Source organism: Variovorax sp. CAN15 (assembly GCF_030462475.1).
GTDB lineage: Bacteria > Pseudomonadota > Gammaproteobacteria > Burkholderiales > Burkholderiaceae_C > Variovorax.
On sequence record NZ_JASMRZ010000001.1, the window covers coordinates 169,022 to 195,625 of the forward strand.

Annotated in this window: 26 protein-coding genes; 8 read left to right on the forward strand and 18 right to left on the reverse strand. The window is 68.0% G+C overall.

The window, feature by feature from the left end:
• Nucleotides 1–17: 17 nt before the first annotated feature.
• The 4 genes from QMO14_RS00730 to QMO14_RS00745 form a co-directional block, all read right to left on the reverse strand.
• Nucleotides 18–1,697, reverse strand: coding sequence for a long-chain-fatty-acid--CoA ligase (locus QMO14_RS00730; RefSeq protein ID WP_301503688.1), 1,680 nt, complete (start codon nucleotides 1,695–1,697; stop codon nucleotides 18–20).
• A 100-nt stretch (nucleotides 1,698–1,797) separates the two neighbouring features.
• Nucleotides 1,798–3,222: an NAD(P)(+) transhydrogenase (Re/Si-specific) subunit beta gene (locus tag QMO14_RS00735; protein ID WP_301503689.1), complete on the reverse strand. Its 1,425-nt coding sequence runs from the start codon at nucleotides 3,220–3,222 to the stop codon at nucleotides 1,798–1,800.
• Nucleotides 3,219–3,548, reverse strand: a complete 330-nt coding sequence (locus QMO14_RS00740; protein WP_301503690.1) for an NAD(P) transhydrogenase subunit alpha — start codon at nucleotides 3,546–3,548, stop codon at nucleotides 3,219–3,221. Before QMO14_RS00740 ends, QMO14_RS00735 begins: the two co-directional genes overlap by 4 nt.
• A gap of 32 nt (nucleotides 3,549–3,580) precedes the next feature.
• A complete protein-coding gene (locus QMO14_RS00745) occupies nucleotides 3,581–4,711 on the reverse strand; it encodes a Re/Si-specific NAD(P)(+) transhydrogenase subunit alpha (protein ID WP_301503691.1) in 1,131 nt (376 codons plus the stop codon).
• A gap of 446 nt (nucleotides 4,712–5,157) precedes the next feature.
• Between QMO14_RS00745 and QMO14_RS00750 the strand changes: the two genes are divergently transcribed.
• From QMO14_RS00750 to QMO14_RS00760, 3 genes are all read left to right on the forward strand, one after another.
• A complete protein-coding gene (locus QMO14_RS00750; RefSeq protein WP_301503692.1) occupies nucleotides 5,158–5,880 on the forward strand; it encodes a response regulator transcription factor in 723 nt (240 codons plus the stop codon).
• A 78-nt stretch (nucleotides 5,881–5,958) separates the two neighbouring features.
• Nucleotides 5,959–6,396, forward strand: coding sequence for a DUF4019 domain-containing protein (locus QMO14_RS00755; RefSeq protein WP_301503693.1), 438 nt, complete (start codon nucleotides 5,959–5,961; stop codon nucleotides 6,394–6,396).
• 12 nt (nucleotides 6,397–6,408) lie between these two features.
• Nucleotides 6,409–6,897: an NUDIX hydrolase gene (locus QMO14_RS00760; protein WP_301503694.1), complete on the forward strand. Its 489-nt coding sequence runs from the start codon at nucleotides 6,409–6,411 to the stop codon at nucleotides 6,895–6,897.
• 14 nt (nucleotides 6,898–6,911) lie between these two features.
• Here the strand turns inward: QMO14_RS00760 and mnmA are convergent, their stop codons facing one another.
• Complete coding sequence (gene mnmA / locus QMO14_RS00765) at nucleotides 6,912–8,024, reverse strand: tRNA 2-thiouridine(34) synthase MnmA (RefSeq protein ID WP_301503695.1); 1,113 nt, start codon at nucleotides 8,022–8,024, stop codon at nucleotides 6,912–6,914.
• Between the two features lie 188 nt (nucleotides 8,025–8,212).
• Here mnmA and QMO14_RS00770 point away from each other — a divergent pair, with 188 nt between their 5' ends.
• Nucleotides 8,213–9,943: a long-chain fatty acid--CoA ligase gene (locus QMO14_RS00770; RefSeq protein ID WP_301503696.1), complete on the forward strand. Its 1,731-nt coding sequence runs from the start codon at nucleotides 8,213–8,215 to the stop codon at nucleotides 9,941–9,943.
• 118 nt (nucleotides 9,944–10,061) lie between these two features.
• Here QMO14_RS00770 and QMO14_RS00775 read toward each other — a convergent pair whose 3' ends face one another.
• Genes QMO14_RS00775 through QMO14_RS00795 form a run of 5 tightly spaced genes read right to left on the reverse strand, consistent with a single transcriptional unit; the run spans nucleotide 10,062 to nucleotide 15,813 of the window.
• The gene (locus QMO14_RS00775; RefSeq protein WP_301503898.1) at nucleotides 10,062–11,042 is read right to left on the reverse strand and encodes an LLM class flavin-dependent oxidoreductase; all 981 of its coding nucleotides are present in this window, start codon (nucleotides 11,040–11,042) and stop codon (nucleotides 10,062–10,064) included.
• A 45-nt stretch (nucleotides 11,043–11,087) separates the two neighbouring features.
• Nucleotides 11,088–12,767: an FxLYD domain-containing protein gene (locus QMO14_RS00780; RefSeq protein WP_301503697.1), complete on the reverse strand. Its 1,680-nt coding sequence runs from the start codon at nucleotides 12,765–12,767 to the stop codon at nucleotides 11,088–11,090.
• A gap of 46 nt (nucleotides 12,768–12,813) precedes the next feature.
• The gene (locus QMO14_RS00785) at nucleotides 12,814–13,410 is read right to left on the reverse strand and encodes a hypothetical protein (RefSeq protein ID WP_301503698.1); all 597 of its coding nucleotides are present in this window, start codon (nucleotides 13,408–13,410) and stop codon (nucleotides 12,814–12,816) included.
• Between the two features lie 13 nt (nucleotides 13,411–13,423).
• Nucleotides 13,424–15,211 (reverse strand): VanW family protein, encoded by a 1,788-nt coding sequence (locus tag QMO14_RS00790; protein WP_301503699.1) that lies wholly within the window; start codon nucleotides 15,209–15,211, stop codon nucleotides 13,424–13,426.
• Nucleotides 15,208–15,813: a hypothetical protein gene (locus tag QMO14_RS00795; RefSeq protein WP_301503700.1), complete on the reverse strand. Its 606-nt coding sequence runs from the start codon at nucleotides 15,811–15,813 to the stop codon at nucleotides 15,208–15,210. Before QMO14_RS00795 ends, QMO14_RS00790 begins: the two co-directional genes overlap by 4 nt.
• Nucleotides 15,814–16,055: 242 nt before the next feature.
• On the opposite strand from QMO14_RS00795, the gene QMO14_RS00800 reads away from it, so the two are divergent.
• Nucleotides 16,056–16,712 carry a hypothetical protein gene (locus tag QMO14_RS00800; protein WP_301503701.1) on the forward strand — a complete coding sequence of 219 codons (657 nt, stop codon included), beginning with the start codon at nucleotides 16,056–16,058 and terminating at the stop codon, nucleotides 16,710–16,712.
• Between the two features lie 77 nt (nucleotides 16,713–16,789).
• On the opposite strand, the gene QMO14_RS00805 is transcribed toward QMO14_RS00800, so the two are convergent.
• Nucleotides 16,790–17,170: a helicase SNF2 gene (locus tag QMO14_RS00805; protein WP_301503702.1), complete on the reverse strand. Its 381-nt coding sequence runs from the start codon at nucleotides 17,168–17,170 to the stop codon at nucleotides 16,790–16,792.
• Between the two features lie 188 nt (nucleotides 17,171–17,358).
• Here QMO14_RS00805 and QMO14_RS00810 point away from each other — a divergent pair, with 188 nt between their 5' ends.
• The gene (locus QMO14_RS00810) at nucleotides 17,359–17,844 is read left to right on the forward strand and encodes a DUF6314 family protein (RefSeq protein ID WP_301503703.1); all 486 of its coding nucleotides are present in this window, start codon (nucleotides 17,359–17,361) and stop codon (nucleotides 17,842–17,844) included.
• Between the two features lie 6 nt (nucleotides 17,845–17,850).
• On the opposite strand, the gene QMO14_RS00815 is transcribed toward QMO14_RS00810, so the two are convergent.
• The 5 genes from QMO14_RS00815 to QMO14_RS00835 form a co-directional block, all read right to left on the reverse strand.
• A complete protein-coding gene (locus QMO14_RS00815) occupies nucleotides 17,851–18,444 on the reverse strand; it encodes a biotin transporter BioY (protein WP_301503704.1) in 594 nt (197 codons plus the stop codon).
• Nucleotides 18,445–18,486: 42 nt separating this feature from the next.
• Nucleotides 18,487–19,080, reverse strand: a complete 594-nt coding sequence (locus QMO14_RS00820) for an energy-coupling factor transporter transmembrane protein EcfT (protein ID WP_301503705.1) — start codon at nucleotides 19,078–19,080, stop codon at nucleotides 18,487–18,489.
• Nucleotides 19,073–19,822: an energy-coupling factor ABC transporter ATP-binding protein gene (locus tag QMO14_RS00825; RefSeq protein WP_301503706.1), complete on the reverse strand. Its 750-nt coding sequence runs from the start codon at nucleotides 19,820–19,822 to the stop codon at nucleotides 19,073–19,075. Before QMO14_RS00825 ends, QMO14_RS00820 begins: the two co-directional genes overlap by 8 nt.
• Nucleotides 19,823–19,866: 44 nt before the next feature.
• Nucleotides 19,867–20,703, reverse strand: a complete 837-nt coding sequence (locus QMO14_RS00830; RefSeq protein ID WP_301503707.1) for an isocitrate lyase/phosphoenolpyruvate mutase family protein — start codon at nucleotides 20,701–20,703, stop codon at nucleotides 19,867–19,869.
• Between the two features lie 301 nt (nucleotides 20,704–21,004).
• On the reverse strand, nucleotides 21,005–22,711 hold the full coding sequence (locus tag QMO14_RS00835; RefSeq protein ID WP_301503708.1) for a M14 family zinc carboxypeptidase: 1,707 nt from the start codon (nucleotides 22,709–22,711) through the stop codon (nucleotides 21,005–21,007).
• 104 nt (nucleotides 22,712–22,815) lie between these two features.
• On the opposite strand from QMO14_RS00835, the gene QMO14_RS00840 reads away from it, so the two are divergent.
• Entirely contained in the window at nucleotides 22,816–23,529 is a 714-nt protein-coding gene (locus QMO14_RS00840; protein WP_301503709.1) for a YebC/PmpR family DNA-binding transcriptional regulator, read from the forward strand.
• A gap of 14 nt (nucleotides 23,530–23,543) precedes the next feature.
• Nucleotides 23,544–23,942 (forward strand): GFA family protein, encoded by a 399-nt coding sequence (locus QMO14_RS00845; RefSeq protein ID WP_301503710.1) that lies wholly within the window; start codon nucleotides 23,544–23,546, stop codon nucleotides 23,940–23,942.
• A gap of 27 nt (nucleotides 23,943–23,969) precedes the next feature.
• Here QMO14_RS00845 and QMO14_RS00850 read toward each other — a convergent pair whose 3' ends face one another.
• Both QMO14_RS00850 and gntK read right to left on the reverse strand, forming a co-directional pair.
• A complete protein-coding gene (locus tag QMO14_RS00850) occupies nucleotides 23,970–24,977 on the reverse strand; it encodes an AraC family transcriptional regulator (protein ID WP_301503711.1) in 1,008 nt (335 codons plus the stop codon).
• A 64-nt stretch (nucleotides 24,978–25,041) separates the two neighbouring features.
• Entirely contained in the window at nucleotides 25,042–26,601 is a 1,560-nt protein-coding gene (gntK, locus tag QMO14_RS00855) for a gluconokinase (protein WP_301503712.1), read from the reverse strand.
• Nucleotides 26,602–26,604 lie beyond the last annotated feature (3 nt).

Here is a 26,604-nt window from a genome sequence, read left to right on the forward strand (position 1 = left end):
AACCCTTACTTCTGTGCCTACTTCTTCGCGTCGCGCAGTTCGCGGCGAAGGATTTTCCCGACCGGCGTCTTCGGCATGTCGGTACGAAACTCTACGATGCGCGGCTGCTTGTAACCCGTAAGGTTTGCTCTGCAGTATTCGCGCACCTGCGCCTCCGTGAGCGAAGGGTCTTTCTTGACGATCACGAGCTTCACGGCCTCGCCGGTCTTGTCGTCGGGCACCCCGACCGCCGCGCATTCGAGCACGCCCGGAATCAGTGCGACCACGTCCTCGATCTCGTTCGGGTACACATTGAAGCCCGACACCAGGATCATGTCCTTCTTGCGGTCGACCACCTTGAAGTAGCCGCGCTCGTCGACCACGCCGATGTCGCCGCTCTTGAAGTAGCCGTCGGCCGTCATGACCTTCGCGGTCTCGTCGGGGCGCTGCCAGTAGCCGGCCATCACCTGCGGGCCCTTGATGGCGATCTCGCCGCGTTCGCCGACGGGCACCTCGTTGCCGTCGTCGTCGAGCAGCTTGAGCCAGGTGCTCGGCAGCGGCAAGCCGATGGTGCCGGTGTAGGCCGTGCTGTTGGTCGGGTTGCAGGTGGCAGAGGGCGAGGTCTCGGACAGGCCGTAGCCCTCGCAGATCGGGCAGCCGGTCTTCTCGAGCCAGAGCTTCGCCACCGCGGCCTGCACCGCCATGCCGCCGCCGACCGAGACCTTCAGGTTCTTCCAGTTGACGGTGTTGAAGTCGGGGTGGTTCGCCAGCCCGTTGAAGAGCGTGTTGACGGCCGGGAAGCTGTGGATGGTGTGCTTCGACAGCTCCTTCAGCACGCCGGGAATGTCGCGCGGATTCGGGATCAGGATCAGCTTGCCGCCCGTGCGCATGCTCAGCATCATGCCGACCGTGAACGCGAAGATGTGATACAGCGGCAGCGCGCACACGCCGGTGGGCTGCTCGTTGGCCGGCACCTTGTTCATGACCGGCTCGTTCCACGCTTCGGACTGCAGCACGTTGGCGATCACGTTGCGATGCAGGAGCACCGCGCCCTTCGACACGCCGGTGGTGCCGCCGGTGTACTGCAGCACCGCCACGTCGTCGGGGCCGATGGCCACGGGCTTGGGCGGAGCACCCGCGCCCTTGTCGAGCGCGTCGTTGAAACGCACCGCGCCCGGCAGGCTGAAGGCAGGCACCATCTTCTTGACGCTGCGCACCACGTAGTTGACGAGCGCACCCTTCAGAAAGCCGAGGCGGTCGCCCATGGAGGCCAGCACGATGTGCTTGACCGGCGTGGCCGCGATGCATTGCTGCAGTGTGGTGCCGAAGTTCTCCATGATGACGATGGCCTTCGCGCCGGAGTCCTTGAGCTGGTGCTCCAGCTCGCGCGGCGTGTACAGCGGATTGACGTTGACCAGGATGAGGCCCGCGCGCAGGATGCCCGCGACCGCGATCGGGTACTGCGGGCAGTTGGGCATCATCACCGCGACGCGGTCGCCCTTGGCGAGGCCCAGGCTCTGCAGGTAGCCGGCAAAGGACTTGCTCTGCCTGTCGGTCTCGCCGTAGCTGATGTCCTTGCCCATGAAGCTGTAGGCCGTGCGGTCGGCGTACTTGGTGAAGCTTTCCTCCATGAGCGCGACCAGCGAGGGGTACTGCGAGGCATCGATATCGGCAGGCACACCCTGCGGATAGCTGCTGAGCCAGGGACGATCGGTCATTGGATTTGTCTCCTCCGGGAGTCGGACTGTTGAAAACGAAAACGGCGCACGAAGTGGCGCCGCGAAGAGCTCATCCGCTGAGCGGACGGGGACCTTCGGCCTATTCGATGGCCTTGCCCATATCTTCCACTACTTTTTTGGCATCGCCAAAGACCATCATTGTCTTGTCCATGTAGAAGAGTTCGTTGTCCAGGCCGGCGTAGCCCGCGGCCATGGATCGCTTGTTCACGATGACGGTCTTGGCCTTGTAGGCCTCCAGGATCGGCATGCCGTAGATCGGGCTGCCCTTGGTGTGGGCAGCCGGGTTCACCACGTCGTTGGCGCCCAGGATGATCGCCACGTCGGCCTGGCCGAACTCACCGTTGATGTCCTCCATCTCGAACACCTGGTCGTAGGGCACCTCGGCCTCGGCCAGCAGCACGTTCATGTGGCCGGGCATGCGGCCCGCCACCGGGTGGATGGCGTACTTCACGGTGATGCCCTTCTCCACGAGCTTCTGCGCGAGCTCCTTCACCGCGTGCTGGGCACGCGCCACCGCGAGGCCATAGCCCGGCACGATCACCACCGTCTCGGCATTGCCGAGCACGAAGGCCGCGTCGTCGGCGCTGCCGGTCTTCACCGGCCGCTGCTCCTTGGCCGCGCCGCCGGTGGTGGCGGCCTCGCCGCCGAAGCCGCCCAGGATCACGTTGAAGAACGAGCGGTTCATGGCCTTGCACATGATGTAGCTCAGGATGGCGCCCGAGGAGCCCACCAGCGAGCCCGCCACGATCAGCATCGCGTTGTTCAGGCTGAAGCCGATGCCCGCGGCCGCCCAGCCCGAGTAGCTGTTGAGCATCGACACCACCACCGGCATGTCCGCCCCGCCGATCGGGATGATGATGAGCACGCCCATCACGAAGGCCAGCGCCAGCATCGCGAAGAAGGCCGGCCAGCTTTCGGTGAAAACGAACAGCAGCCCCAAGCCGATGGTCGCCAGGCCCAGCACGAGGTTGAGCATGTGCTGGCCCGCGAACTGCACGGGCGCGCCCTGGAACAGGCGGAACTTGTACTTGCCCGAGAGCTTGCCGAAGGCGATGACGGAGCCGCTGAAGGTGATGGCGCCAATGGCCGCCCCCAGGAAGAGTTCCAGCCGGTTACCGCCCGGAATCGGGTCGCCCTTGAGCGCGATGCCGAAGGCATGCGGCTCGGCCACGGCGGCCACCGCGATGAACACCGCCGCCAGGCCGATCATGCTGTGCATGAAGGCGACCAGCTCGGGCATCTTGGTCATCTCGACCTTGTTGGCCATGTAGGCGCCCAGGCCGCCGCCGAGCACCAGCGCAACCAGCACGTAGCCCAGGCCGCCGAGATTGCCGCTGGCGAGCTTGTAGATCAGCGCCCCGGTGGTCAGCACGGCAATGGCCATGCCGGTCATGCCGAAGATGTTGCCGCGGATGGAGGTGGTGGGATGGCTCAGGCCCTTCAGGGCCTGGATGAAGCAGATGCTGGCGACGAGGTACAGCAGCGTGACGAGGTTCATGCTCACTTGGCGGCTCCCTCTTCAGCCTTCGGTGCGGCCTTCCTGTCCTTCTTCTTGAACATCTCCAGCATGCGCCTCGTGACGAGGAAGCCGCCGAAGACGTTCACCGCGGCCAGCGCCACGGCCAGCACGCCCATGGTCTTGCCCAGGGGCGTGTCGGTGAGCGCGGCCGCCAGCATGGCACCCACGATCACGATGGCCGAGATGGCGTTGGTCACGGCCATCAGCGGCGTGTGCAGCGCGGGCGTGACGGTCCACACGACGTGGTAGCCCACGTAGATGGCCAGCACGAAGATGATCAGGTTGATGACTGTGTGAGAGACGATGTCCATGTTCTTCTCCTCGACGGGCGTTGCTTGTTTCGTTATTTCTTCGTGACCTGGCCGTCGTGGGTGACGCGGCAGGCGGCGACGATGTCGTCCTCGAGGTCGATCTTCAGCGCGCCCTCCTTGGTGACGATGAGCTTGAGGAAGTCGAGCACGTTGCGTGCATACAGCGCCGAGGCGTCGGCCGCCACCAGCGCGGCGAGGTTGGTCTCGCCCACGATGGTCACGCCGTGCTTCACGACGGTCCTGTCGGCCTCGGACAGCGGGCAGTTGCCGCCTACACCCTCGGGCCCTTTGCCGGCCGCGATGTCCACGATGACGGAGCCCGGCTTCATGGACTTGACCATGTCCTCCGTGATGAGGGTGGGTGCGGCACGTCCTGGAATGAGCGCGGTGCTGATGACCACGTCCGCCAGCGCCACGCGCTTGGCGACCTCGGCCTGCTGGCGCGTGAGCCAGCTCGCGGGCATCGGGCGGGCATAGCCGCCGACGCCCTCGGCCGCGTCTTTCTCTTCCTGGGTCTCGTAGGGCACGTCGATGAACTTGCCGCCCAGCGACTCGATCTGCTCCTTGACGCTGGGGCGCACGTCGGACGCCTCGATGACCGCGCCCAGCCGCTTGGCGGTGGCGATGGCCTGCAGGCCCGCGACGCCCACGCCCAGGATGACGACGCGTGCGGCCTTCACGGTGCCGGCCGCGGTCATGAGCATGGGGAAGAAGCGCTGGTACTTGTCCGCCGCGATCATCACGGCCTTGTAGCCGGCGATGTTGGCCTGCGAGCTGAGCACGTCCATGCTCTGGGCGCGGGTGGTGCGGGGGGCTGCCTCGAGCGCGAAGCCGGTGACGCCGGCGGCGGCCAGGCGCTGCAGGCCGGCCGCGTCGAAGGGGTTGAGCATGCCGATGACGACGGCGCCCGATTTGAGCAGCGCGGTTTCCGCATCGGTGGGCGTGCGCACCTTGAGGACCATGTCGGCGCAGAAGGCGCCCGCCTGATCGGTGATCTCGGCCCCCGCGGTCTGGTAGGCGCCGTCGGTGACGCTGGCGGCCACGCCCGCCCCCGCCTGCACCCGTACGGTGTGCCCTGAGGCAACCAGTTTCTTCACCGTCTCGGGTGTAACAGCCACGCGGGTTTCGCCTGCCAGTGTCTCGGCGGGCACGCCTATCAGCATAGAGATCTCCTCAGAGCAAGGGGCACAGGGGGAATGTGCCGGCAGCTTACAGCAAGATTACAGCCGATCACTGTCGCCGGAGCGCTCTGTCGTTTTCATCACAAAGCGTTGAAGAGCTTATGGATACTATAACTTCAGCTATCCAATTGATAGCTAATTCGGGTATTCGCTAGAGTCCGGCGAGAACAGATGGAATACTTTTGCCCTCCGCGCCGAGCGGATTGCCATGGCAAGGACACCGACGCCGGTTCGGCGGACGCTCGCTGAGCAAAATCTCCATTTGTATCCAACTGCACTCAATTTCGTTAACAGGCCTTCAGAAACAGGTGAATTGCGTGCATTAGTTGCAATCTCAAAAACTTTACCTTAGTCGCAGATAGATACACTTCCCCTCAATCAATCGCCAGTTCACGGAAGCTGACGAAGGGAGGAAAAAAGGGGCTGGAATGCGAATCGCGGTACTCGACGACGGTGTAGATCAATTCAAGCAGATCCATCGAACGATGACGGCGCTCGAACACGAGTGCCATCCATACACGGAGGGAAAGGCGCTGCTGCAGGCCATGCGCCGCCAGACCTTCGACCTGCTGATACTCGGCTGGAATCTCCCTGACATGAAGGGTCCCGAGGTGGTCGCAACCATCCGCGGGGATCTCAACAGCCGGCTCCCCATTCTTTTCGTCGCCGACAAACCCGGCGAGGCCGACATGGTCGAGGGCCTCAACGCCGGTGCCGACGACTTCATGGCCAGGCCCGCCCGCGCGGGCGAGCTCGAGGCCCGCGTCAATGCGCTGCTGCGCCGCTCCTACCCGGCCCAGCACGAAACCGAGCTGATCTTCGGCCCCTATCACTTCTATCCGCCCTCGCGCGTGCTCAAGGTGCGCGGCGTACAGGTAGAACTGAAGAATCGTGAATACGAACTCGCGCTCTTCCTGTTCCAGAACCTCGGCAGGCTGCTGTCGCGGGAGCATCTGCACGAGGCTGTCTGGGGCCTCGGCATCGAGGCGCTCTCGCGCTCGCTCGACACCCACATCTCGCGCCTGCGGACCAAGCTGGACCTGCGTCCGGCCAACGGCTTCCTGCTGCTGGCCATCTACGGCCTGGGCTACCGGCTCGAAACCATCGATGCCGATGCGCTGCTGTTGCCCGGAGTAGTCGGCGCGCGCTGAGTCCGGAATTCCGGGCGAGCTACAGTAGTCTCTCCAACGGCTTGCGACATGCGCGCACCGCACCAAGGAACGAGACGAATGAATCCGATGATCCGGCTGCTGCTTGCCATCACATTGCTCTTGAGCTGGCTGGGTCCAGCCGCTGCCGCGGAAGAAGTCGAAGCCAGCGACATGGTGCGCGGCGGCATGCTGGCGATCCAGATGATCGACCAGGGCCGCATCGGTGAGCTGTGGGACGGCGCCACGCCCGCCACCCGCAAGCGCGTCACCCGCGCCGACTTCACCAGCCAGGTCAGCCGAAGCCGGGCGCCCATCGGGGCACCCCAGATGCGCACCTGGGTGGCGGTCAACCGGCAGGTCGTCGCCGACCCCGACGCCGACACCGCCGGCCAGTACATCAGCGTCGAGTACGAAACCCGCTTCTCGAACAAGCCCGACGGCACGGTGCGCGAACTCGTCAGCTTCCACCTGGACCAGGACCGCGTCTGGCGCTTCAGCGGCTATGTACTGAAGTAAGAGACCCAAAAGATGACAACTCCGCGCTGGAAGCCCAATGTCACCGTCGCTGCGGTGATCGAGCGCGAAGGGCATTTCCTGCTGGTCGAGGAGCAGACCCCCGACGGCCTCCGCCTCAACACGCCAGCTGGCCATCTCGACCCTGGCGAGTCACCGGCTGAAGGCTGCGCGCGCGAGACCCTGGAAGAAACCGCCCATCATTTCACGCCAACTGCGCTCATCGGCATCTATATGGCCCGCTCGCGTCCACTGGCGGAGCGCGGCGAAGACACCACCTACATGCGCTTCGCCTTCACTGGCATGCTGGGCAAGTTCGAGGAAGGCCGCCCGCTCGACGAAGGCATCGTGCGCACCGTCTGGATGACGGTCGACGAGATCCGCGCGAGCGTGGCGCGGCACCGCAGCCCGCTGCTGCTCCAGTGCGTGGAAGACCACTTGGCCGGCAAGCGGCACCCGCTCGACGTGGTTTACGTCGACGACTCGGTGCGATCAGCGCCCTGAATCGAAAAGCTTCGTCAGACGATGACGCCGCCGCCCAGACAGCGCTCGCCGTCATAGAGCACCGCCGACTGCCCCGGCGTCACCGCCCATTGCGCGTCGCCGAAGCGCAGCCCGAAGACGGCAGGGTTCGCCCCACCCTCCACCGCGTCCATCTCGCAGGCCGCATCGGCCTGCCGATAACGTGCCTTCGAGCCATAGGCGCCCGGCACCGGCGCCTCACCGGCGATCCAGCTCGCGTCGTCCGCCTTCAGTTCCGACGACAGCAGCCACGGATGGTCATGCCCCTGCACCACCCACAGCGTGTTCTTCTCGACATCCTTGCGCGCCACGAACCACGGCGAATGGTCGCCCGAGCCGCGCTGTGCGCCCTTTTCCTTCACGCCGCCGATGCCCAGCCCCTGCCGCTGTCCGAGCGTGTAGAAGCTCAGCCCCTGGTGCTCGCCCAGCTTGCGGCCGCGGTCGTCCTTGATCGGGCCCGGCTCCTTGGAGATGTAACGGTTCAGGAACTCGCGGAACGGCCGCTCGCCGATGAAGCAGATGCCGGTCGAATCCTTCTTCTTCGCGTTGGGCAGGCCGATTTCCTCGGCGATGCGGCGCACCTCGGTCTTGTGCAGCTCGCCCACGGGGAACAGCGTCTTCGACAACTGCGCCTGGTTCAGGCGGTGCAGAAAGTAGCTCTGGTCCTTCGACGGATCGAGCCCCTTGAGCAGTTCGTGCCCGCCGGTGGCCTCGTTCAGCCGCACGCGGGCGTAGTGCCCGGTGGCGATCTTCTCGGCGCCCAGCCGCATGGCGTGGTCGAGGAAGGCCTTGAACTTGATCTCGGCGTTGCACAGCACGTCGGGGTTGGGCGTGCGGCCGGCCTTGTACTCGCGCAGGAACTCGGCGAACACGCGATCCTTGTAGTCGGCCGCGAAATTGACGTGCTCGATCTCGATGCCCAGCACGTCGGCCACGCTGGCGGCGTCCACGAAGTCGATGTTGGACGAGCAATATTCGCTGTCGTCGTCGTCTTCCCAGTTCTTCATGAAGATGCCGACCACCTCGTGCCCCTGCTGTTTGAGCAGGTGCGCCGTCACCGCGGAGTCCACTCCGCCGCTGAGTCCCACAACGATCCGATGCTTTGCCATAAGCCCCCTATTGTCCCAGCCCCGCGCAAGGGGCCTGCGGCGTGTGGGAAATCGGGAAAACCCGTGTCGCCGGTTTGTCAGCCCGAAGGCCATCGACGGGAGGGCCGGCGCTAAAGTGATTCCGGACGAAGGCGGCAGCAAGACCCGCCACGCCATTCACGAGACAACCGCAAGCGGAGACAAGACGCATGGCCACACCTTCCACCGCCGCGAATGCCGGCGACACCCTCCCCTGGACACGCGCCTACCCCGAGGGCATGCGCTGGGACGCCGAACTGCCCGTGAAGCCGGTTCAGCAGATGCTCGACGAAGCCGTCGAGCGCTGGCCCGATCGTTCCGCCGTGGAGTTCATGGGCCAAGTCATCACTTATCGCGAGCTCGGAGCCGCCGTCGAGCGTGCCGCCAAGGGCCTGCAGGACCTGGGCGTGAAGCCCGGCGTGCACGTCGGCCTCTACCTGCCGAACACGCCGCACTACCCGATCGCCTTCTTCGCGGTGCTGAAGGCCGGCGGCACGGTGGTCAACTACTCGCCGCTGGACGCCGAACGCGTGCTGGCCCACAAGATCGAGGACAGCCGGACCGACATCCTCGTCACGCTCGACCTCGTCAACCTCTACCCGCAGATGGCGCGCCTGCTCGACAACTCGCGCCTGAAGACGCTGGTGGTCGGCAGCCTCGGCGACTACGGCGCCATGGGCGACAAGGTGCAGGCCCAGCTGCAGGGCGCCGGCCAGATCGCCCCCGTGCCCGTGGACGACCGGCATGTGCGCTTCACCGATCTGCTGAAAAGCGAAGGCACGCACAAGACCTATCCGCTGGGCGACCTCGCCGAAGAGATCGTGGTGCTGCAGTACACCGGCGGCACCACCGGCCTGCCCAAGGGGGCGATGCTCACCCACGCCAACCTGACTTCCGCCTCGGCGCAGTACTACGAATCGACCCGGGGCGAGCCGCCCATCCTGGAGGAAGGCAAGGAGCGCTTCCTGGTGGTGCTGCCGCTCTTCCACATCTTCGCGCTCAGCGCCGCGATGCTGCTCGGCGTGCGCCTGGGCGCGGCGCTGGTGCTGCACACGCGCTTCGACGTCGACGCGGTGATGAACGAGCTCGCCGCCAGCCGCATCAGCGTGTTCCCCGGCGTGCCGACGATGTACACCGCGATCCTCTCGCACCCCAAGGCCGGGGAGATGGACCTGCGCTCGCTCAAGTTCTGCGGCTCGGGCGGCGCGCCGCTGCCGGTGGAGGTGGAGCAGCGCTTCTTCGAGCTCACCGGCTGCCACCTCAACGAGGGCTGGGGCATGACCGAGACCTCGCCCGTGGGCACCTTCACGCCCGCGCGCGGCCTGCGCAAGGCGGGCTCCTGCGGCATGCCGCTGCCGCAGGTGCGCATCAAGCTCGTGAGCCTGGACGATCCCTCGAAGGACGTCGCCGCCTTCGGCGAAGCGGGCGAGCTCTGCATCAAGGGCCCCAACGTGATGAAGGGCTACTGGAACAACCCCGAGGCCACGGCCGATTCGATGACGCCCGACGGCTACTTCCGCAGCGGCGACGTGGCGAAGATGGATTCCGACGGCTACCTCTACATCGTCGACCGTACCAAGGACATGCTGCTGTGCGGCGGCTACAACGTCTATCCGCGCGTGCTGGAAGAAGCGGTGTACGAGCACCCCTCGGTGGCCGAGGTCTGCGTGATCGGCATTCCCGACGAGTACCGCGGCCAGTCGCCGAAAGCCTTCGTGAAGCTGAAAGAAGGCGCGCCCGAACTGACGCTCGACGCGCTCAAGTCATTCTTGAAGAACCGCCTGGGCAAGCACGAGATGATCGGCGCGCTGGAGATCCGCGCCGAGCTGCCCAAGACGCCGGTGGGCAAGCTCTCGAAGAAAGACCTCGTCGACGAGGAAGCCCGCAAGCGGGCGGCGTAGCAGCCGCGCCCCGCTTTTTCGTGGAACACCGAGGAACCGGCTTTGCCGGGCCTCAGGTGTTGCCCCCGGTAGGGGGAAGGCGCGCGCGACACGAAGTGCGCGAAGCCTGGGGGCGAGCCTAGCGAAACGCCTCGGCCAGCAGCTCGTACGAGCGCAGCCGGGCGACATGGTCGAACACCTGCGAGGTGATCATGAGTTCGTCGGCGCCGGTGCGCGCGACGAAGGCTTCCACGCCCTTCTTCACCGTCTCGACCGAGCCGACCGCCGAGCACGACAGCACCGAGTCGAGCAGCGCGTTCTCCGCCGGGCCGACCTTCTGCCGATAGTTTTGCACTGGCGGCGGCAGGCGCCCCGGCCGCCCGCTGCGCAGGTTCACGAAGGCCTGCTGCCACGAGGTGGCGCGGAACTCGGCCTCTTCATCGGTATCGGCCGCGAACACGTTGAAGCCCAGCATCACGTACGGCTTCTGCAGCTGGGCAGATGGCTTGAAGGTCTCGCGGTAGATCTGGATGGCCTGCATGATCTGCTGGGGCGCGAAGTGCGAAGCGAATGCGTAGGGCAGCCCCAGATGCGCGGCGAGTTGCGCGCCGAAGGTGCTGGAACCGAGGATCCACACCGGCACCTCGAGCCCCGCGCCGGGCACGGCTCGCACCGGCTGCTGCGGCGTCTTCGACATGAAGTCCATCAGCTCGATCACGTCCTGCGGGAACTGGTCGGCGTCCGACTCCAGGTTGCGCCGCAGCGCCCGCGCGGTGCGCTGGTCGGAGCCCGGCGCACGCCCCAGGCCGAGGTCCACACGCCCCGGGTAGAGCGATTCGAGCGTGCCGAACTGCTCGGCAATCACCAGCGGCGAGTGGTTCGGCAGCATCACGCCGCCGGCGCCGATGCGGATGGTGGATGTGCCCGCCCCCACGTAGGCCAGCAGCACGGCGGTGGCCGCGCTCGCGATGCCCGGCATTCCGTGGTGCTCGGCCAGCCAGTAGCGCGTGTAGCCCAGCTTCTCGCCGTGCTGCGCCAGCGAGAGCGAGTTGCGGAACGACTGCGCGGCATCGCTGCCCTCGGTGATCGGGGAAAGGTCGAGGATGGAGAACGGAATCATGGGCGCGATCATGGCGCGAACCGCCCATTTCCGTCGCCTCAGGGGCTATTCGGTTTGGTATAGCGTGGTCACGCTCGCGAAGTCGCGGCCGTTCTGCTCCACGCTCGCCTGGAAGGGCACGCTCTCGCCCGGCGCGATGGCCGGCAGGTTGTCCACGAGCTTGAAGCCCGTGAGCTGCCCGTTGCGGTCGCGCAGGCTCACCCACAACTTCACCTTGCCGACGATGCTCGTGCCCGGGTTCTTCACGCTGCCGCTGACCACCACGTACTTGTAGGAGAAGCGCTGGCTGAAGTTGAGCAGGACGCTGCCGATCTCGGCCTTGGTGCCCGTCACCTTCACCTCCAGCGGCTTGCGCGGGCCCGGCAAGGCGGCGCGGCGCATCGGCTTCCACTCGATGCGCGTGTCGGTGAAGCGCTCCATGTCCTGCGGCTCCAGGTAGATCGGAAAGCGCTCGCCGGGGTACAGGTAGGCCAGCCCCGAGATCGTTGTAGTGCCATGCGCCTTGCTGCCGCTGAAGCGCGAGATCACGCCGCCCGGCGCGAGCACGACGGCATCGGTGCTGCGGTTGACCAGCTCGCCCAGGAAGAGCCGCTGCTGGATGTTGTTGCGCCCGTCCACCAGCGGCAGCAGCTCGAGCTGCTTGTCGTCGAAGCGCTCGCTGTCGTCGGCCAGCAGGTCTTCGGTGCCCAGGCGCAGTTCGGGGTTGAAGCCTTCCGGGCCGCCCGCGGTGCGGATCACGCGGTCGGCGTTCAGCACCGGCGTGCGTCCGCCCGAGGCCTCGACGATGCTGTAGCCGATGCGGTAGTCCCACGCCGCGATGGCCGCCGCGCGGCCGAAGCGCGCGATGCTCACATCCACCGAGGTCCGCCCGCCGGGCTGGATCTCGTTGGCCTGCCCGTAGCCATGGCCGAAGCCGATCACCTGCCCCGCGTCGTCGTACAGCGTGGCCAGCACCTCGAAGCCGCCGAGCACGGTAGCGTCCTTGCGGTCGTTGACGATGCGCCCCACCAGCCGCACCCGGTCGCCCTGCTGCACCAGCCGCACGCGCGAGAACGCCATGCGCGGCCCCTTCACCGCGCTGTAGGGCCCGGCCAGCTTCTGCACGCGCAACTCCTGGCGCGTGACGTTCTTGCCGCTGGGCATGTCGATCAGCAGGGGAGCGCTCTCGCCGGGCTCGAGCACGGCCACCGGAAGCGTCTCGCCGCGTTCGTCGAGCTTGCTCTCGCCGTCGTAGTACACGGCGCGGATGCCTGCGCGCGACAGCGGCTTGCCCGTCTCGTTGCGCGCCACCACCAGCAGCTTGGGGCTGGCCGAGCTTCCGCTGCCCACGAGCACCTGCCGCGGCTCGTCGAGCTTGAGTCCGTCGACGGGAATGGTGCGGTCGGCAGTGGCCGCCACACGCTGCGCAGCGCCGCGCGTGTCGGCATTGCGGCCCCCGAGGAAGGCGCCCACCACGCCGAAGAGCACCGCCGCGCCCACCGCGATGGCCACCCCGATGCCGACCTTGCGCATCATGAGCGCCTGCCTGCGCGCCTCTTCGGCCGCGAGGCGTCGGCCGGCCTCGTTCTTCACCTGGTTGAGCACGCGCTCCAGCCGGTCGGAGACGTTGTCTTCCACCAGCGTGACGGAACCGCAGTGCTCGCAGGTGTATTCGTTGAGGCCGGTGCGCTTGAGCACGCTGCTGCCGCATTCGCCGCACTTGAGCGTCTGGAGGTCGATGGTCATTGAAGTGCTGCTCCCGTGTTGTTTTTTCCTGCGCCGCGCCAGCTGACTACCAGTCGAACAGGTCCGCGATGTCGCCGGCCTCGCTGGCGCCAATCAGCGGAGTGAGCCGCTCGATCAGGCGCACGCGGTGCACCCGGTTGACGGAATCGTCGTCCATGAAGATGTCCTCGCCCGCCTCGTCCCACACTTGGCCGATAGTGCCGAGGCACGCTGCCATCACGAGGATGTCGGCAAAGATCGGCGCATCGTCTTTCCACATACCCTCGCCATGCCGGGCGAACTGTATCGCGCCTGTGGTCAGGTCGAAGATGAAGGGGTCCGCGCCCTGGTCGGCCACCACCAGCCAGTGATCGGGCCAGTCGGCAATGCGCTCGCCGGTGATGCCGTGCCAGCGGTAGCCGGCCTGCAGATCCCACAGGCGCGCGAGCGCCGGAATGCCGAAGGGGTTACCAGCGGTCGAAACCGTGAGCCCCGCATGGCCCACGCGGTCGTTGATCCACTCGCCAAGCGGGCCAACCTGTGCGTAGAAGGTTTCGATGGCGGCCGGCAGCGGGATCTCTCCGCGCCAATGCTCGGCGGCGGATTGCGGCGCCAGCGCGCCATGGGAAGCCAGCGCCGCGCGGGCCTGTTCGATCGATGCCATCCGTCCTCTCCGTTCAGGCAATGCAGGCAGCCTGCAACGCGGCGCGCAGGGCCTCGACGTCGCCCGGTGCTACCTCGCGCACGCCGGTCAAGCCTGCGAGGCCGCATGCGGTCGAGGCCACCACGGGCACCCCGGCTGCCACAGCGCGCAGCACCGCGCGTGGTGCGTGCTCGACGTGCGCGGGCAGCACGACGACGCTGGCGCCGGCCAGCCAGTCGCCTTGCCAGTTCATGTGTTCGACGTGCGCGATGCCGCGCCAGAGCTGCGCGTCATCCGAAGGCGAGCCCAGCACGCGCAGCCGGTACGGCCAGCCTTGCAGCGCCGCGGCAAGTTCGCGCGCGCCCTTGCGTGCCAGTGCGCTTGCGGCGAACACGACAAGTGGCGATCCCTTGCGTTCGATGGTCGCAATGGCTTTGACCGAGGGCAGCATCCAGTCGAGCTGCGTCAATGCTGCTTGCGGTGCCGACTTCGCAAGCTGCCGTGCGACCTCCGCATGCGGCGTGACCATGGCAGTCGCACGTGCGAGCGCCAGCGTCTCGGCGCGCACCAGCGACGGATCTGCGCGGAAGTCGCGCAGCGTTCCGTCACCGGGCCAGTGCCGGGCCGCGGCATCGAGCCGCTGTTCGATTTCGGCCATCGGCAACGTGCTGGCCAGCACGGCAACGCGGCGCCCGTCGAGCGCACCGATGCGCTGCAGGTGCGGCAGCAGTGCCTGCTCGACCACCAGTTCGGTGTGCTCCGGCGTCAGGCGGCTTGCCAAGGCTTGCGCGAGCCAGCGTTGGCCGTCGATCAGGCTCGCCTGCCTCCGGCCTGCATGCCGCGCCCAGAGTCGCTGCCACAGCGCGCGGCGCAGGCTCACGGCCCACAGTGTCTGCGCGGGCACCCCCGTCTCACGGTGCCAGCCCGTCGCGGGCAGACGCCAGAACGCAAGCCGCAGCGGCGCCGGCTGCAGGCGCTGCGCGTGTGGATGCTTCTCGCGCAGGTAGCGGGCGAACTCCGGCGTCCAGCCATCGACCAGCACGGCGGCGCGGCCCTTGGGTCCGACGTCGACCTGCGGACGATGACGAAAGCACCTGATCTGTTCGCAGCTCAGGCAACCGCGCGCCAGCGGCAATACCGCGCCTGCGTCATTCGTTCGGCGCAGCACCACAGGAGCGGCCGGTGCCGCCAGCGGAGAACGCGCGCGGATGCGCAACACCAGTTCGCTATCGGTCAATTCCACTTCGAGCCGCCACGCATGCTTTGCGCGCAGCTTGAGATCGACGTAGTTCCAGAACACCGTCGCATCGACCGCGTCACCGTCGGCCGCGCCGGCCTGCTCGATGCGCGCCGTGTGCCCGTGCCGCTCCACCAGCTCGAAGCCCGCGCGCGACGCCGCTGTCGCCAGCGCATTCGACAACTGGCACAGCCCGCCGGCCAGCGTCGGCACCACGCAGCCGCCGCGCAGCTCGCGGCCCTGCACGAAGCCGCGCCATGCGGCGGGCCTGCCCAGCTGCCGCCAGAAGCTCAACACCTCGCCGGCCGGCACTTCGACGGCATCGAAGGCGCGGCGCGCGATGCGCAGGTTCTGCACCTTGCCGGCCACGAGCGGAAACTCGTCGGAGCGGCCGTCGGTCCACAAGGGTGTGCGGTAGTGGGCGAGCACGGGCGCATCGGCCAGCGCATTGCCGCCTTCGGTCCACCGGCGGGCCGAGGGCCGCAGCGTCTCGCACAGTGCGTGGGCGGCGGCCAGGAGCCGCGAGCGCAGCCAGAAGTCGATCGCGTCGATGCGGCGCGGCGGCTGCCAGGCCTGCACGCTCACGCGGAGGGGCCTCGCTTGCGCCATTGGCCGAGGTCGGCTTCGATGCGCTCGTCGATGTTGCCGCTCCACTGCACGCCGAAGCCGGCCGCGCGCAGCAGCTCGACGATGCGGCGGCCCACGGCCATGGTGTTGGCTTCGCGCTGCTCGATCTCGGGAATCATCCCGCCGCTGAAGGCCAGGTGCAGGCGGCCGGTGCGCACCGCCCGTTCGAGATCCTGCGCGTGATAGAAGCAGCAGCCCCGGATGCCGGATTCCATGCGGCCCGCGGCACGCCATTGCTCGCGCACGTCGTCGTGGCCGTCGGCGAGCGTGTTGCCCGCGCGGTGCAGCGCGATGATTTTCTCGCCGCGCAACTGGGCGAACACGGCCTCGAGCCGGTCGTACTCGGTCTGCTCGGGCCATTCGGCTTCGGCGGCGCGCTTGGCGGCGCATGCGCGGGCGGCCTCGGCCTTGACCCAGGCGCGGTCCTCGTAGGTAAGCTCGTCGGGGTCGAGGTACTCGTCGGTGATCATCCACTCGACATCGGCATCGGGATAAAAGCCGCTCCACACCAGGTCGTGGATGCGTCCGCGCGTGTCTTCTGGGTCGAGAGTGAGTGCCATGCGTGTTGTGCTGTCGCCTCGGCGGCAGCGGGTCATGCTTTCTTTTTTCCTGGCGGAAGCGTGCTGGTATTTTCACCCGGGCGCACCACCATGGCGCAGTAATGCGAAAGCATGATGTCCTGGGCCACCCTTTCGCACCGCACCATCATGAAGGATGCCTCCGGGCAAGGCAATGCGCCGAAAGGCGAAGGCGGCCCGGCCGGACGGCCTGCGATGCGGCTGGCTATGCTCGGCGGCTCTTCATGCCCCAGCAACACCTTCCAGTCCCGCCCTTCGAGGAACCCTTGCCCGGAGCGTGGACCTCCGCCATGCCGCAGGCCATGGAGCGCGTGCCGAAGCCGGCGGCCGACTGGCTTGCATGGCTGGTCGCGCTCGCGGTGCTGGTCTTCATGGCGGTGTTCGGCCTGCAGGCGATGCGCTGGTCATTGGCCGGCGCCTGGCATTGGCTCTGGATGCTGGTGGGGCTGCCGTTCTTCGGCGTCTTCTCGGTGCTAGCGGTGATGGCCGTCGTCATCCGGCTGCGCGAGCGCCGCCGGGTGCGGGTGGCGCTGGAGAACATGTCGCTGGAGCGCGGAGAAGGCTTCCGCCCCGGCGAGCCGCTGGCGCTGCGCCTGCGCGCGACGGTACCGGCTGCGCGGGAAGGCGAGCGCACGGTGGCGCCGGAGCGCATCGCCATGCGCCTGATGCTGCACCGCACCGTCGATGCGGCTGGCGAATGCTGCTGCGAAGCCATCGCCTCGTGCGAGGAGACGCGCGACGGACGGGTGCTCTATGTCTGCGAACTGCGCGCGGACGTCGGGTTCGATGCCCCACAGTGGTCGGTCGAGCTGCGCGACGCGGCTGACGACACCGGCGTGCCCGTCCTTATCGCCGCACTGCGGCTGCTGCCCGCACGCTGATCCGGGCAGACGCAAAAAGGCCGGGCCATGCATTCCGCATGGCCCGGCCTTCTGTCTGTCTTCAGCTCTGCAGCGGATTACAGCGGCAGTGCGTCGCCGTGGGCGGCAGCGCGGGCTGCGGCGCGAACCGCGGCGCGATCCACCGAGCTGGCCACGATCGGGGCCACGCCGGACGAAGCGCCTTCGGCATACGGGTCACCGCTGCGGGCGGCGGCCACGGCTTCGGCGCGAACGGCGGAGCGGCTGGCCGTCGAGACGATCGCTTGGGCCGGGCCGGCGCTGGCACCGGTGGCGTACGGGTTGGCGCTGTGCGCGGCGACCACGGCCTGGCCGGCGACGTCGGCGCGGCTGGCGGCCGCTGTAAGCGGGTGCACACCCTCGTAGGTTTCGGCGTGGGCAACGCCGGCGGCGGCCAGCAGGGCGAGGGAAACGGCGGAGAGGAGCTTCGAGGCGGTCATTTGGATGTGTCCTTCAATTGGTTCGGTTCTTGTTTCTTGGTCTGGATCAGCTGAAGGGCTGGTCCATGGGAAGAATTGTGCGCCGTTATCTAAGTAAAAACCCTTAGACAATGGAACCGCGGTGTTCACACCATGGAAACAATCGACCGCCAAGCAAGCAGATCACCGCCTGTCGTAGAGTCCCCCGCATGAGCGAACCGGCCGCCGCCCTTTCACCGTATCCGTCCCTCTGGGGAAGCCCCGACGCCGTGTTCGACCGGCTGGCGGGCGAATGGCGCCTGCAGCGCACCATCGAGGGCCAGGCCACCATGAGCGGCGTCGCCAGGTTCACGCCGCTGGAAGCCGAGGGAATGCTGAAGTACCGCGAGGAAGGCCGCATCCGCCTGGCCGACGGCAAGGAGTTCGACGGGCACCGCGAATACATCTTCGAACGCACCCCAGGCGGCTTCGAGGTGCATTTCGCCGAGACGCCGCCGCGCCTGTTCCATGCCATCGCCATCGTGCACGACGGCGATGCGCTCGCCGGTTCGGCCAGGCACCTGTGCGCGCCCGACACCTACGACAGCAGCTACCGCTTCCTGCCCGACGGCTCCTTCACCATCCGCCACGTGGTGCAGGGCCCGCGCAAGGACTACCTCTCGGCCACCGTCTTCACGCKCGGCGGCGGGGCCTGAAAGAGCTCAGTCGCGGTCCAGCCGCCAGCCCGGCATGCCGCGCATCACCGTCTGCACGAGCATCGCGCAGATGCCGCACTTGATGAGGTCGCCCGGAATGAACACCAGCATCGCCAGCGCAGCCTGCGACAGCGACATGTGCGCGATCAGCGAGAGCCCGACGATGCCGAAGGCGTAGACCACACCGATCCCGCCGGCCAGCGCCGAGAGAAACGCCGCCGCCAGCAACGCAGGGCCCGTCGCGCCGCCGATGCGACGCACGGCCAGGCGCATCAGCAGGCCGCAGGCGAAGGCGCCGAACATCCAGCCGAACAGGAAGCCGCCGGCCGGCGCCACGAACACGCTCAAGCCGCCACGGCCGCCGGGCAGCAGCGGCAGGCCCAGCGCCACCGCCAGCAGGAACAGCGCGATGGCCAGGAAGCCCCGGCGCGGCCCGAGCAGGCTGCCCGCGAGCATCACGCCCAGCGACTGCAGCGTGATCGGCACGCCGAAGGGCAGGTCGATCTTGGGGATCAGGCCGAACACCGCCATCAGCGCCGCGAACAGCGCGATGTACGCCAGCGAACGGGAGGAAGCGAGGGAGCCTGAAGTGGTGGTCATGGCGATGGCAATCGAGAAGAAGAAGAAGAAAACAAAAAAAGGTCAGCGTCCCAGCCGCGCGGCCAGCGCATCGGCCACGCGCTCCGCCGTCTGCAGCGTGCGGATGGTCAGCGGCGCCAGCAGCCGCAGCCCGCCGCCATGGCCCGAGCGCGCGCGGTAGGCGTCATCGAGGCGCTGCCACTGCACATAGAAATTTTCGGCGAAGCGCAGCATCAGGCCAAGGCCGAGCGCGATCCGCTCCGTGGGCACGCCCAGGCGCTGCAGCGGATGCAGCACCGCTTCGAGCACCGCCAGCAGGTCCTCGAAGCGCGTGGTCAGCGTGAGCATCAGCGCGAGCGTGGCCGCGCTGGCCAGGCGCAGCGCACTCGCCACGCCAAGCAGGGTGGTGCCCATCGCCCAGTGGAAGCCGACGATCAGCCCGCCCGCGATGGCCACGCCGAGCAGCATCCGCACGCGCCGCCACGCCGGCCGCCCGAGCGAGGCAAATGCCAGCAGCACCGCCGCGCAGGCCACCGCCAGATAGACAGGCCGCTCGACCAGCACCAGCAGCGTTCCGCACACCGAAAGCACCGCGAGCTTCACCCAGGCCGCGATCGCATGCAGCCAGGTCTGCTGTTCCGAATAGAGGCTACGCATCGCGACGGCCCCGCTCCAGCGCCGCACGCTGGCGCACGTTCTCCGCATAGGCCTCGCAGATCTCGCGGCCCGGCCCGTCGGCGCGCACCTTGCCCTGTTCCAGCCACAGCACGCGCTCGAAGTCGTAGACATGCTCCAGCAGGTGCGTGGACACGAGGATCTGGTGGTCACTCTCTTCCAGCTGTGCGGCCAGGCGCGCCTGGCTCAGCAGGTCGAGGCTGGCGAAGGGCTCGTCGAGCAGCAGCGTGGCGGGCTCGCTGATCTGCAATGCCAGCAGGCACACCTGCTGGCGCTGGCCCTGGCTCAGCTCGCTCACCGCGCGCCCGGCCCAGGCTTCGAGCCCGCGCCGCGCGAGGAAATCGCGCGCCTGCCGGCGTGCCGCTTGACGCGTCTCGCCGCGCGCCGTGAGGCTGAAGGCCAGCTCCTCGGCCACGGTCGGAAAGATGATCTGGTCGTCGGGGTTCTGGAACATCAGCCCGACGTGCTTCGCGAGCTGGCCGCGGTCGGTCTGCGTGTCGCAGCCGTGCACCACCACTCGCCCCCGCTCGGGCTGGTCGAGCCCGCTGATGAGGCGGAACAGGCTGCTCTTGCCCGCGCCGTTGTCACCGACAAGGCCGATACGCGCCTCCTGAAGGCTGAGCGTCAGCCCCTCGAAGACCTGGTGGCTGCCGCGCACCAGCGTCACCGCATCGAGGCGGATGCTGTGCGAAGAAGCGGTTTCGGACGGGCTGGGCTGCGGCAAGGGGCGCCCACTGTACCCGAAGCCGCCCTGGCGGCACGGGGGGCTCAGGCCGTGACGGGAAAGAGCGCGTTGAGCTCGCCGACCGACAGCATCCCCTCGCCCATCGTGCCGAAGCGGCCCTGCCCGAAGGCCTCGGCGGCGATGCGGCTCACCAGCCCCAGTGCCGACTGCAGCGGCCCGCAGCCAAGGCTGATGCGCCGCGCGCCGGCCTTCGCGAAGGCATCGGCCGACGGCGCACCCGCATAGCCCGCGTACACGTTCAGCGGCAGGTCCAGCGCGCCCGACAGCCGCGCGATCTCGTCAGGGTCGGACATGCCCGGCACGAAGATGCCGTCCGCGCCCGCAGCCGCGTACAGCCTCGCCCGGCGCAGCGCCTCCTCGAAGCGCGCCACCGGGTCGTCCCATGGCACGAAGTACACGTCGGTGCGCGCATTGACGAAGAAACGCGCATCCAGCTCGCGGACGGCGGCGATGCGCTCGCCGAGCACCTCGGGCGGCGCCAGCTCGCGCGTGCCGGGCCGGGTGCCGTCCTCGATGTTGATGCCGGCCGCGCCCATGCCGATCAGTTCGGCCACGACTTCGCGCACCGCCCGCGCGCTGTCGCCGAAGCCGCTCTCGATGTCCACGCTCACCGGCACGCCCGCCACGCGGCAGATGCGCGCGCAGGCCGCGAGCAGTTCGCCAACCGGCATGCGCTCGCCGTCCGCGTAGCCCAGCGACCAGGCCATGCCCGCGCTGGTGGTGCCGATGGCCTTGGCCCCGGCGCGCTCCACGACTCGGGCGCTGGCCGCGTCCCATGCGTTGACGAGCACCAGCGGCGCGGGGCCCTCGTGCAGTTGGTGGAATGTCTCTGTCTTTTGCTGCGCGTCGCTGGCTCGCATGGTCATCCGTTCGGCAAGTTGATTGAGGAATGACTGCAGCTTAGGAAAGGCGCGCCGCGCCGGCTTGGAAAAAGCTGCTATTTCATTTCACGCCGTAGCCCACGTAGAACGCCGGCCACGCCCATCCGCACCGACAGCCTGCTCGCGAGCTACCGCGCGATCCTCAACGGCGCGGGCATCGGCGTCCACGTCGCGCCGCCGCCGGGGCTGTACCGGCCGGCGCGCGTCACGGCCTTCGTCGAAGCGCTGCGGCGGCGCATGCATGCGCTGCCGGGGTTCCGGCCTGCGGACTGAGCCGCTGCTATCGCATCAGCGCGACCACCGGATAGCGCCGCCACCCTGCCTCCGCATGGCGCCGCCCGTGTGTGAAGATGAAGCCCAGCACCGCCTTCGGGTCGGACAGCAGTGCGGGGTTCCCGGCCTTCCACTGCTCGAAGCGCTGCCTCAGCCCGGGCTCTTCCTCCAGCATGCGCGACGCCGTGTCTTCGAAGACGTAGTCCGAGAAGTTCTCCTTCTTCTCCAGCACGCTGTTGAAGAAGCCCCAGCGGAAGAAGCTGTCGTGCGCCAGCGGCTCCAGCGTCTCGACCACGTAGCGGGCGCGCGGCTGGTCCAGCGAAACGAGAACGTCCCCCGCGCGCGCCTGGAAGGGCTCGGTGCCTTCGGACAGCAGCACCTCATCGTGGAACATGTGGCCTTCGTAGGCACCGGGGCGCGAAGTCACATCGCGGATGCGGTACACGCGCGCCGCGTCGAAGAGCTGGTCTTGCGCGAGCCGCTTCAGCTCGACGCCGTTCCACTCCAGCCGCTCTATCGCCTCGCGCCATGCCTGCGGCACAAGGTAGGCGCGGGGCGCGGCGACCGACGCTTCCTCGATGCAGCGGTCGAAATGGACGATGTCCTTTTCCCACGGCTGGCTGCGGTCGTAGGCCAGGCGCTCGTAGCTGCCCAGCAGGCTGGGCATGCGCACTGCACGGTAACCCTTGAAGCGCAGGCTGGCTGGACGGCTGCGGTCGTTGCGCCATGTCAGCGGCCAGCGCGCCTGCCGTGCGGCTTCGGCCTTCGCTTCGCGGCGCAGCTCCTGGATGTGCGCCGCGTTCGCGATGCTGAACTCCAGCACCGTCTCGACCAGCGCGCGCATCGAGGCCACGCGGTCGGCGAAGGGCTTGAGCATGTGGGTCTCGGGCATGAAGCCGATGGTGTGGTGCAGCGCGGCGTAGCCGGTGGAAAAGCGCGGTGTGTCGAGGAAGTCCTCGATGCCGTCGTCGGGCGTTTCGGCCAGCAGGTTCATGTACGGGCAGGTGGGCCAGCCGCGCCGCTCCATGCCGCCGTAGATCGCGGGCAGCATGTTCTCGCGCAGGTAGGCGCCGAGCCCGCCGCCGAGCTTGTCGGGCTGGGTCGGGATCAGCGTCATGGTGTAGCTGTAGTCCGCGCCGTTGGAGGTGTGGGTGTCGACCATCACGTCCGGGTCCCAGGCGGTGAAGAAGCGGTTGAACACCTGCGCCGCGAGGCAGTCGCACTTGATGAAGTCGCGGTTCAGGTCCAGGTGCCGGCCGTTGCCCCGGAAGCCGAAGGATTCGGGCCCGAGCTGGTTGACGCGCGAAGTGCTCTGCCGGTCGATGCAGCCGTCCACGTTGTAGACCGGGATGAAGAGGAACACCATGCTGCCCAGCGCCGCAAGCCTGTCGGGCTGCGTGCAGAAGTCGCGCACCAGCGCCATGCAGGTGTCGATGCCCTCCGGCTCGCCGGGATGGATGCCGTTGTTGTTGAAGAACACCGGCCGGCCCTGCCGCTTGAGCGTCTCGCGGTCGAACACGCCATCGGCGGTGACCACGCCTGCGTGGATCGGAACGCCGGTGTCCGAGATACCGATCTCGCCCCAGCGCAGCACGCCGGGAAAGTCCCTGGCCAGCCGCTCGTAGAAGCCGATGCATTCGGCCCAGGTGGCGGTCTCGTTGCCGTTGCCCGCCTCGAAGGGCGTGGCGCGGGAGGTGTCTTGTGGAGCGCTCATGGGAAGAAGGCTACAGTAGTCGCCCCTCCCGGTCATCCAGCCCTTCTTTCTTCGAAAGAGCCAGACAAGGCCGCAAGCAATACATATTCATTCAAGGAAACGACATGGGCGCCCAGTGGAAAGCCAAGCACAAGGACATCGCCGCCAACGCCAAGGGCCGGCTGTTCGGCAAGCTCGTCAAGGAAATCCTGGTGGCCGCGCGCGGCGGCGCCGACCCGGCCTCCAACGCGCGGCTGCGGCTGGTGGTGGAGCAGGCCCGCAAGGTCTCGATGCCCAAGGACACGCTCGACCGCGCCATCAAGAAAGGCGCCGGCCTGACGGGCGAGTCCGTCCACTACGAGCACGTCATCTACGAAGGCTTCGCGCCGCACCGCGTGGCTGTGATGGTCGAATGCCTCACCGACAACGTGAACCGCACCGCGCCTGAAATGCGCGTGCTGTTCCGCAAGGGCCAGCTCGGCACCTCGGGCTCGGTGTCGTGGGACTTCGACCACGTCGGCATGATCGAGGCCGAACCCGCGAGGCCCGACGCCGACCCCGAAGTGGCAGCCATCGAGGCCGGCGCGCAGGACTTCGAACCGGCCGGCGAGGACCACCCCGCCGTCTTCCTCACCGACCCCACCGACCTCGACCTCGTGAGCCGCGCCCTGCCCGCGCAAGGCTTCACCGTGCTGTCGGCCAAGCTGGGCTACAAGCCCAAGAACCCCGTCGATCCGGCGAGCCTGAGCGCCGAAGCGCTGGAGGAAGTCGAAACCTTCCTCGCGGCCATCGACGCGAACGACGACGTGCAGAACGTGTACGTGGGGCTGGCGGGCTGAGCCCCATGCCGCACATGCTGTCCGGCAGGTGCCTGTGCGGCGCCGTTCACTACGCGGTGGCGGACGAATTCATCTATTCGCTCAACTGCCACTGTGCCGACTGCCGGCGCGCGACCGGCTCGGCCTTCAAGCCCTTCGCGGGCATCGAGCGAAGCAAGTTCGCCATCACACAGGGCGAGGACGGCCTCACGGTCTACGGCAAGCCCGACGCGGGCGACCTGCACTGCGCGAAATGCGGTTCGCTGCTGTGCTCGGTGGTGCGCGACGGGCAGTACGTGCACGTCACGCTGGGCACGCTGGTCGACGCGCCCTCCATCCGCCCGGGCGCGCACATCTTCGTGGGCTCGAAGGCGCCTTGGTTCACCATCACCGACGACCTGCCGCAGCACCAGGGCCACGCAGGCGAAAGCTGAGCGCGGCGAGAGGTTGCCGGCCGGGCTTCAGCCGGCGGTTCGCGGCTGGCGGGCGCGAAATTCTCCCGGCGTCATTCCCTCGATCCGCCGGAAGTGCCTGTTGAAGTTCGAGACGTTGTTGAAGCCCACCTCGTAGCAGATGCTGCTCACATGCTGGCGCGTCGATGCCAGCAGACGGCAGGCCCTGTCCACGCGCAGGCCGATCACGAAGTCGGTGAAGGTCTGCCCGGTGGTGCGGCGGAAGCAGCGGGAGAAGGCGTTCTCGCGCATGCCCACGATCGCGCCCACCTCGGCCAGGGACAGGTCTTCTGCGTAGTTGTCGCGAATGTGGTCGATCGCCTTGTGCATGCGCAGCGCGCGGGCATCCTCGCCGAGACTTTCGCCGGCCAGGGCTACGCCGGAGAGCACGCGGTAGTCGCCCCACTGCGCGAGTTCGTTCAGCAGCGCGGCGAATTCGGCAAAGCGCGCGAGCCCGTTCAGCGCTTCGATGCGGCGCAGGCGCGAGAGCGTGCCTGCTTCCAGGCCGACGAACTGCACACCCAGCCGCGCCCGGACCAGCAGCGGCTCAGCGTCGGCGAGTTCCGGGAACAGCGCCATGCCGCGCCTCAGCGGCTCGTCCCCGAAGCGCAGCACCAATCCGCCGGAAGCGCCTCCACCCGGCGGCGCGCGATGCTCGAACGCGAGGCTGCGCGGCAGCCGCGGACCGAGCAGCACGACGGTGCCGGGTGCGAAGCAGTGCATCTCTTCGTCCGCGCCGCTGCCGATGCGCAGGCGCGCCGGCATGGTGCCGATCAGGTGCAGCTCGTGGTCGTGCATGCAGTGCGTTGCGCTCGCGCAGGCCGAGTGCCCGGAGGCCGGCTCGCATCGGACCGTGGCGCGGATGTCGTCCGTTTCACCTGCGCGGGTTGGCGCGGGCGGCGCCGGCACGTGCCATGCGGCTGCCTCGATGCCGCGGGAGCCATGCCGCCGCGCTGGCGACAGGGTCCGCGTGGCTGTGGCATGCAGGTGCGCGTGGGGAACGCATGCGGGTGTCATCGTGTTCAGCAAGACAGGTTTTCCTCCAGCAAATCTCCGATGGACAACGACGACCGGCGGGCCGTCAGCTTCGCCGCGCCGGCGGCGGCACCGCCGTCTGCCGCTGGAACGCGGCGAGCAGCCTGTATTCCTCGCCGAGCTTGCGCGGCAGCGAGAGGTACACCGGCAGCAGCTGCCGGTAGAGCGCGGCGTTCTTGGCGTTGGGCGTGTGGCGATGGGTGGCGCCGACCATGCCCGCGACCGCGTCGAGCGAATCGACATGGCCCAGCGCGTAGAGCCCGAGCACCGCGGCGCCGAGGCAGGAGCTCTCGAAGCTCTCGGGCACGACCACCTCGCGCTCGAACACGTCGGCCATCATCTGGCGCCACATGCCCGAGCGCGCGAAGCCGCCGGTGGCCTTGATGCGGGCACTGCGCCCGGCGATGGATTCGACCGCCGGCAGGATGCTGTGCAGGTTGAAGATCACGCCCTCGAGCACCGCGCGGATCATGTGCTCCTTGCGATGGTGGATGCCCAGCCCGAAGAAGGAGCCGCGCAGGTCGGCGTTCCAGTAGGGCGCGCGCTCGCCGGTGAGGAAGGGATGGAACACCAGCCCTTCGGAGCCGGCCGAGACCCGCTCGGCGATGCGCGTGAGCACTTCGTAGGTGTCGATGCCCAGGCGCTTGGCGGTCTCGGCCTCGGCCGAGGCGAACTCGTCGCGCACCCAGCGCAGGATGATGCCGCCGTTGTTCACCGGGCCGCCCACCACCCAGCGCCGCTCGGCGAGCGCGTAGCAGAAGGTGCGGCCCTCGGGGTCGGTCATGGGGTGGTCGACCACGGTGCGCATCGCGCCGCTGGTGCCGATGGTCACGGCCACCTCGCCGGGAGCGATGGCGTTCACGCCGAGGTTGGAAAGCACCCCGTCGTTCGCGCCGATGACGAAGGGCGTGTCGCGCGCCAGGCCCAGCCGCGCGGCCACGTCGGGGGCGAGACCCTCGATGTGCCAGGTGGTCGGCACCGGGCGCGAGAGCTGTTCGGCGCGCACGCCGGCAAGCGCGAGCGCGGCTTCGTCCCAGTCGAGTCGTTCGATGTCGAAGAGCCCGGTGGCAGAGGCGATCGAATGGTCGACCTGCCACTGGCCGAAGAGCCGGAAGAACACGTACTCCTTGATGCCGACGAAGCGCGCGGCACGCGCGAACAGGTCGGCGCGCTCATGGCGCAGCCACACCAGCTTGGCGAGCGGCGACATCGGATGGATCGGGGTGCCCGTGCGGCGGTAGATCGCGAGGCCGTCCCATTCGTCGCGGATTCGCACGGCCCACGCCGACGCCCGGTGGTCGGCCCAGGTGATGCTGTGCGTCAGCGGCGCGCCCGCGTCGTCGACCAGGATCAGGCTGTGCATCGCTGCGCTGAAGGACACCGCGAGCACGTCGGCGGGCGCGGCCTTGCTCTGCTTCATGCAGCTGGCGATGACCGAGAGCACCGCCTCGAAGATCTGCCCCGGGTCCTGCTCGGCGGCCCCGGCTTCGGGCTGCAGCAGCGGATATTCGACCGTGTCGTGCGCCAGCACGCGACCGGCGGGCGTGAAGGCAACGGCCTTCGTGCTGGTGGTTCCGATGTCGACGCCGATGACGATGCGGCCCATGTC

Bases quoted from the DNA above. Each gene is read 5' to 3' on its own strand.
- QMO14_RS00730 (WP_301503688.1), bottom strand. From the start codon at position 1,697: ATGACCGATCGTCCCTGGCTCAGCAGCTATCCGCAGGGTGTGCCTGCC.
- QMO14_RS00740 (WP_301503690.1), bottom strand. From the start codon at position 3,548: ATGGACATCGTCTCTCACACAGTCATCAACCTGATCATCTTCGTGCTG.
- QMO14_RS00745 (WP_301503691.1), bottom strand. From the start codon at position 4,711: ATGCTGATAGGCGTGCCCGCCGAGACACTGGCAGGCGAAACCCGCGTG.
- QMO14_RS00750 (WP_301503692.1), top strand. From the start codon at position 5,158: ATGCGAATCGCGGTACTCGACGACGGTGTAGATCAATTCAAGCAGATC.
- QMO14_RS00755 (WP_301503693.1), top strand. From the start codon at position 5,959: ATGAATCCGATGATCCGGCTGCTGCTTGCCATCACATTGCTCTTGAGC.
- QMO14_RS00760 (WP_301503694.1), top strand. From the start codon at position 6,409: ATGACAACTCCGCGCTGGAAGCCCAATGTCACCGTCGCTGCGGTGATC.
- mnmA (WP_301503695.1), bottom strand. From the start codon at position 8,024: ATGGCAAAGCATCGGATCGTTGTGGGACTCAGCGGCGGAGTGGACTCC.
- QMO14_RS00770 (WP_301503696.1), top strand. From the start codon at position 8,213: ATGGCCACACCTTCCACCGCCGCGAATGCCGGCGACACCCTCCCCTGG.
- QMO14_RS00775 (WP_301503898.1), bottom strand. From the start codon at position 11,042: ATGATTCCGTTCTCCATCCTCGACCTTTCCCCGATCACCGAGGGCAGC.
- QMO14_RS00780 (WP_301503697.1), bottom strand. From the start codon at position 12,767: ATGACCATCGACCTCCAGACGCTCAAGTGCGGCGAATGCGGCAGCAGC.
- QMO14_RS00785 (WP_301503698.1), bottom strand. From the start codon at position 13,410: ATGGCATCGATCGAACAGGCCCGCGCGGCGCTGGCTTCCCATGGCGCG.
- QMO14_RS00795 (WP_301503700.1), bottom strand. From the start codon at position 15,813: ATGGCACTCACTCTCGACCCAGAAGACACGCGCGGACGCATCCACGAC.
- QMO14_RS00800 (WP_301503701.1), top strand. From the start codon at position 16,056: ATGCCCCAGCAACACCTTCCAGTCCCGCCCTTCGAGGAACCCTTGCCC.
- QMO14_RS00805 (WP_301503702.1), bottom strand. From the start codon at position 17,170: ATGACCGCCTCGAAGCTCCTCTCCGCCGTTTCCCTCGCCCTGCTGGCC.
- QMO14_RS00815 (WP_301503704.1), bottom strand. From the start codon at position 18,444: ATGACCACCACTTCAGGCTCCCTCGCTTCCTCCCGTTCGCTGGCGTAC.
- QMO14_RS00820 (WP_301503705.1), bottom strand. From the start codon at position 19,080: ATGCGTAGCCTCTATTCGGAACAGCAGACCTGGCTGCATGCGATCGCG.
- QMO14_RS00830 (WP_301503707.1), bottom strand. From the start codon at position 20,703: ATGCGAGCCAGCGACGCGCAGCAAAAGACAGAGACATTCCACCAACTG.
- QMO14_RS00835 (WP_301503708.1), bottom strand. From the start codon at position 22,711: ATGAGCGCTCCACAAGACACCTCCCGCGCCACGCCCTTCGAGGCGGGC.
- QMO14_RS00840 (WP_301503709.1), top strand. From the start codon at position 22,816: ATGGGCGCCCAGTGGAAAGCCAAGCACAAGGACATCGCCGCCAACGCC.
- QMO14_RS00845 (WP_301503710.1), top strand. From the start codon at position 23,544: ATGCTGTCCGGCAGGTGCCTGTGCGGCGCCGTTCACTACGCGGTGGCG.
- QMO14_RS00850 (WP_301503711.1), bottom strand. From the start codon at position 24,977: ATGACACCCGCATGCGTTCCCCACGCGCACCTGCATGCCACAGCCACG.
- gntK (WP_301503712.1), bottom strand. From the start codon at position 26,601: ATGGGCCGCATCGTCATCGGCGTCGACATCGGAACCACCAGCACGAAG.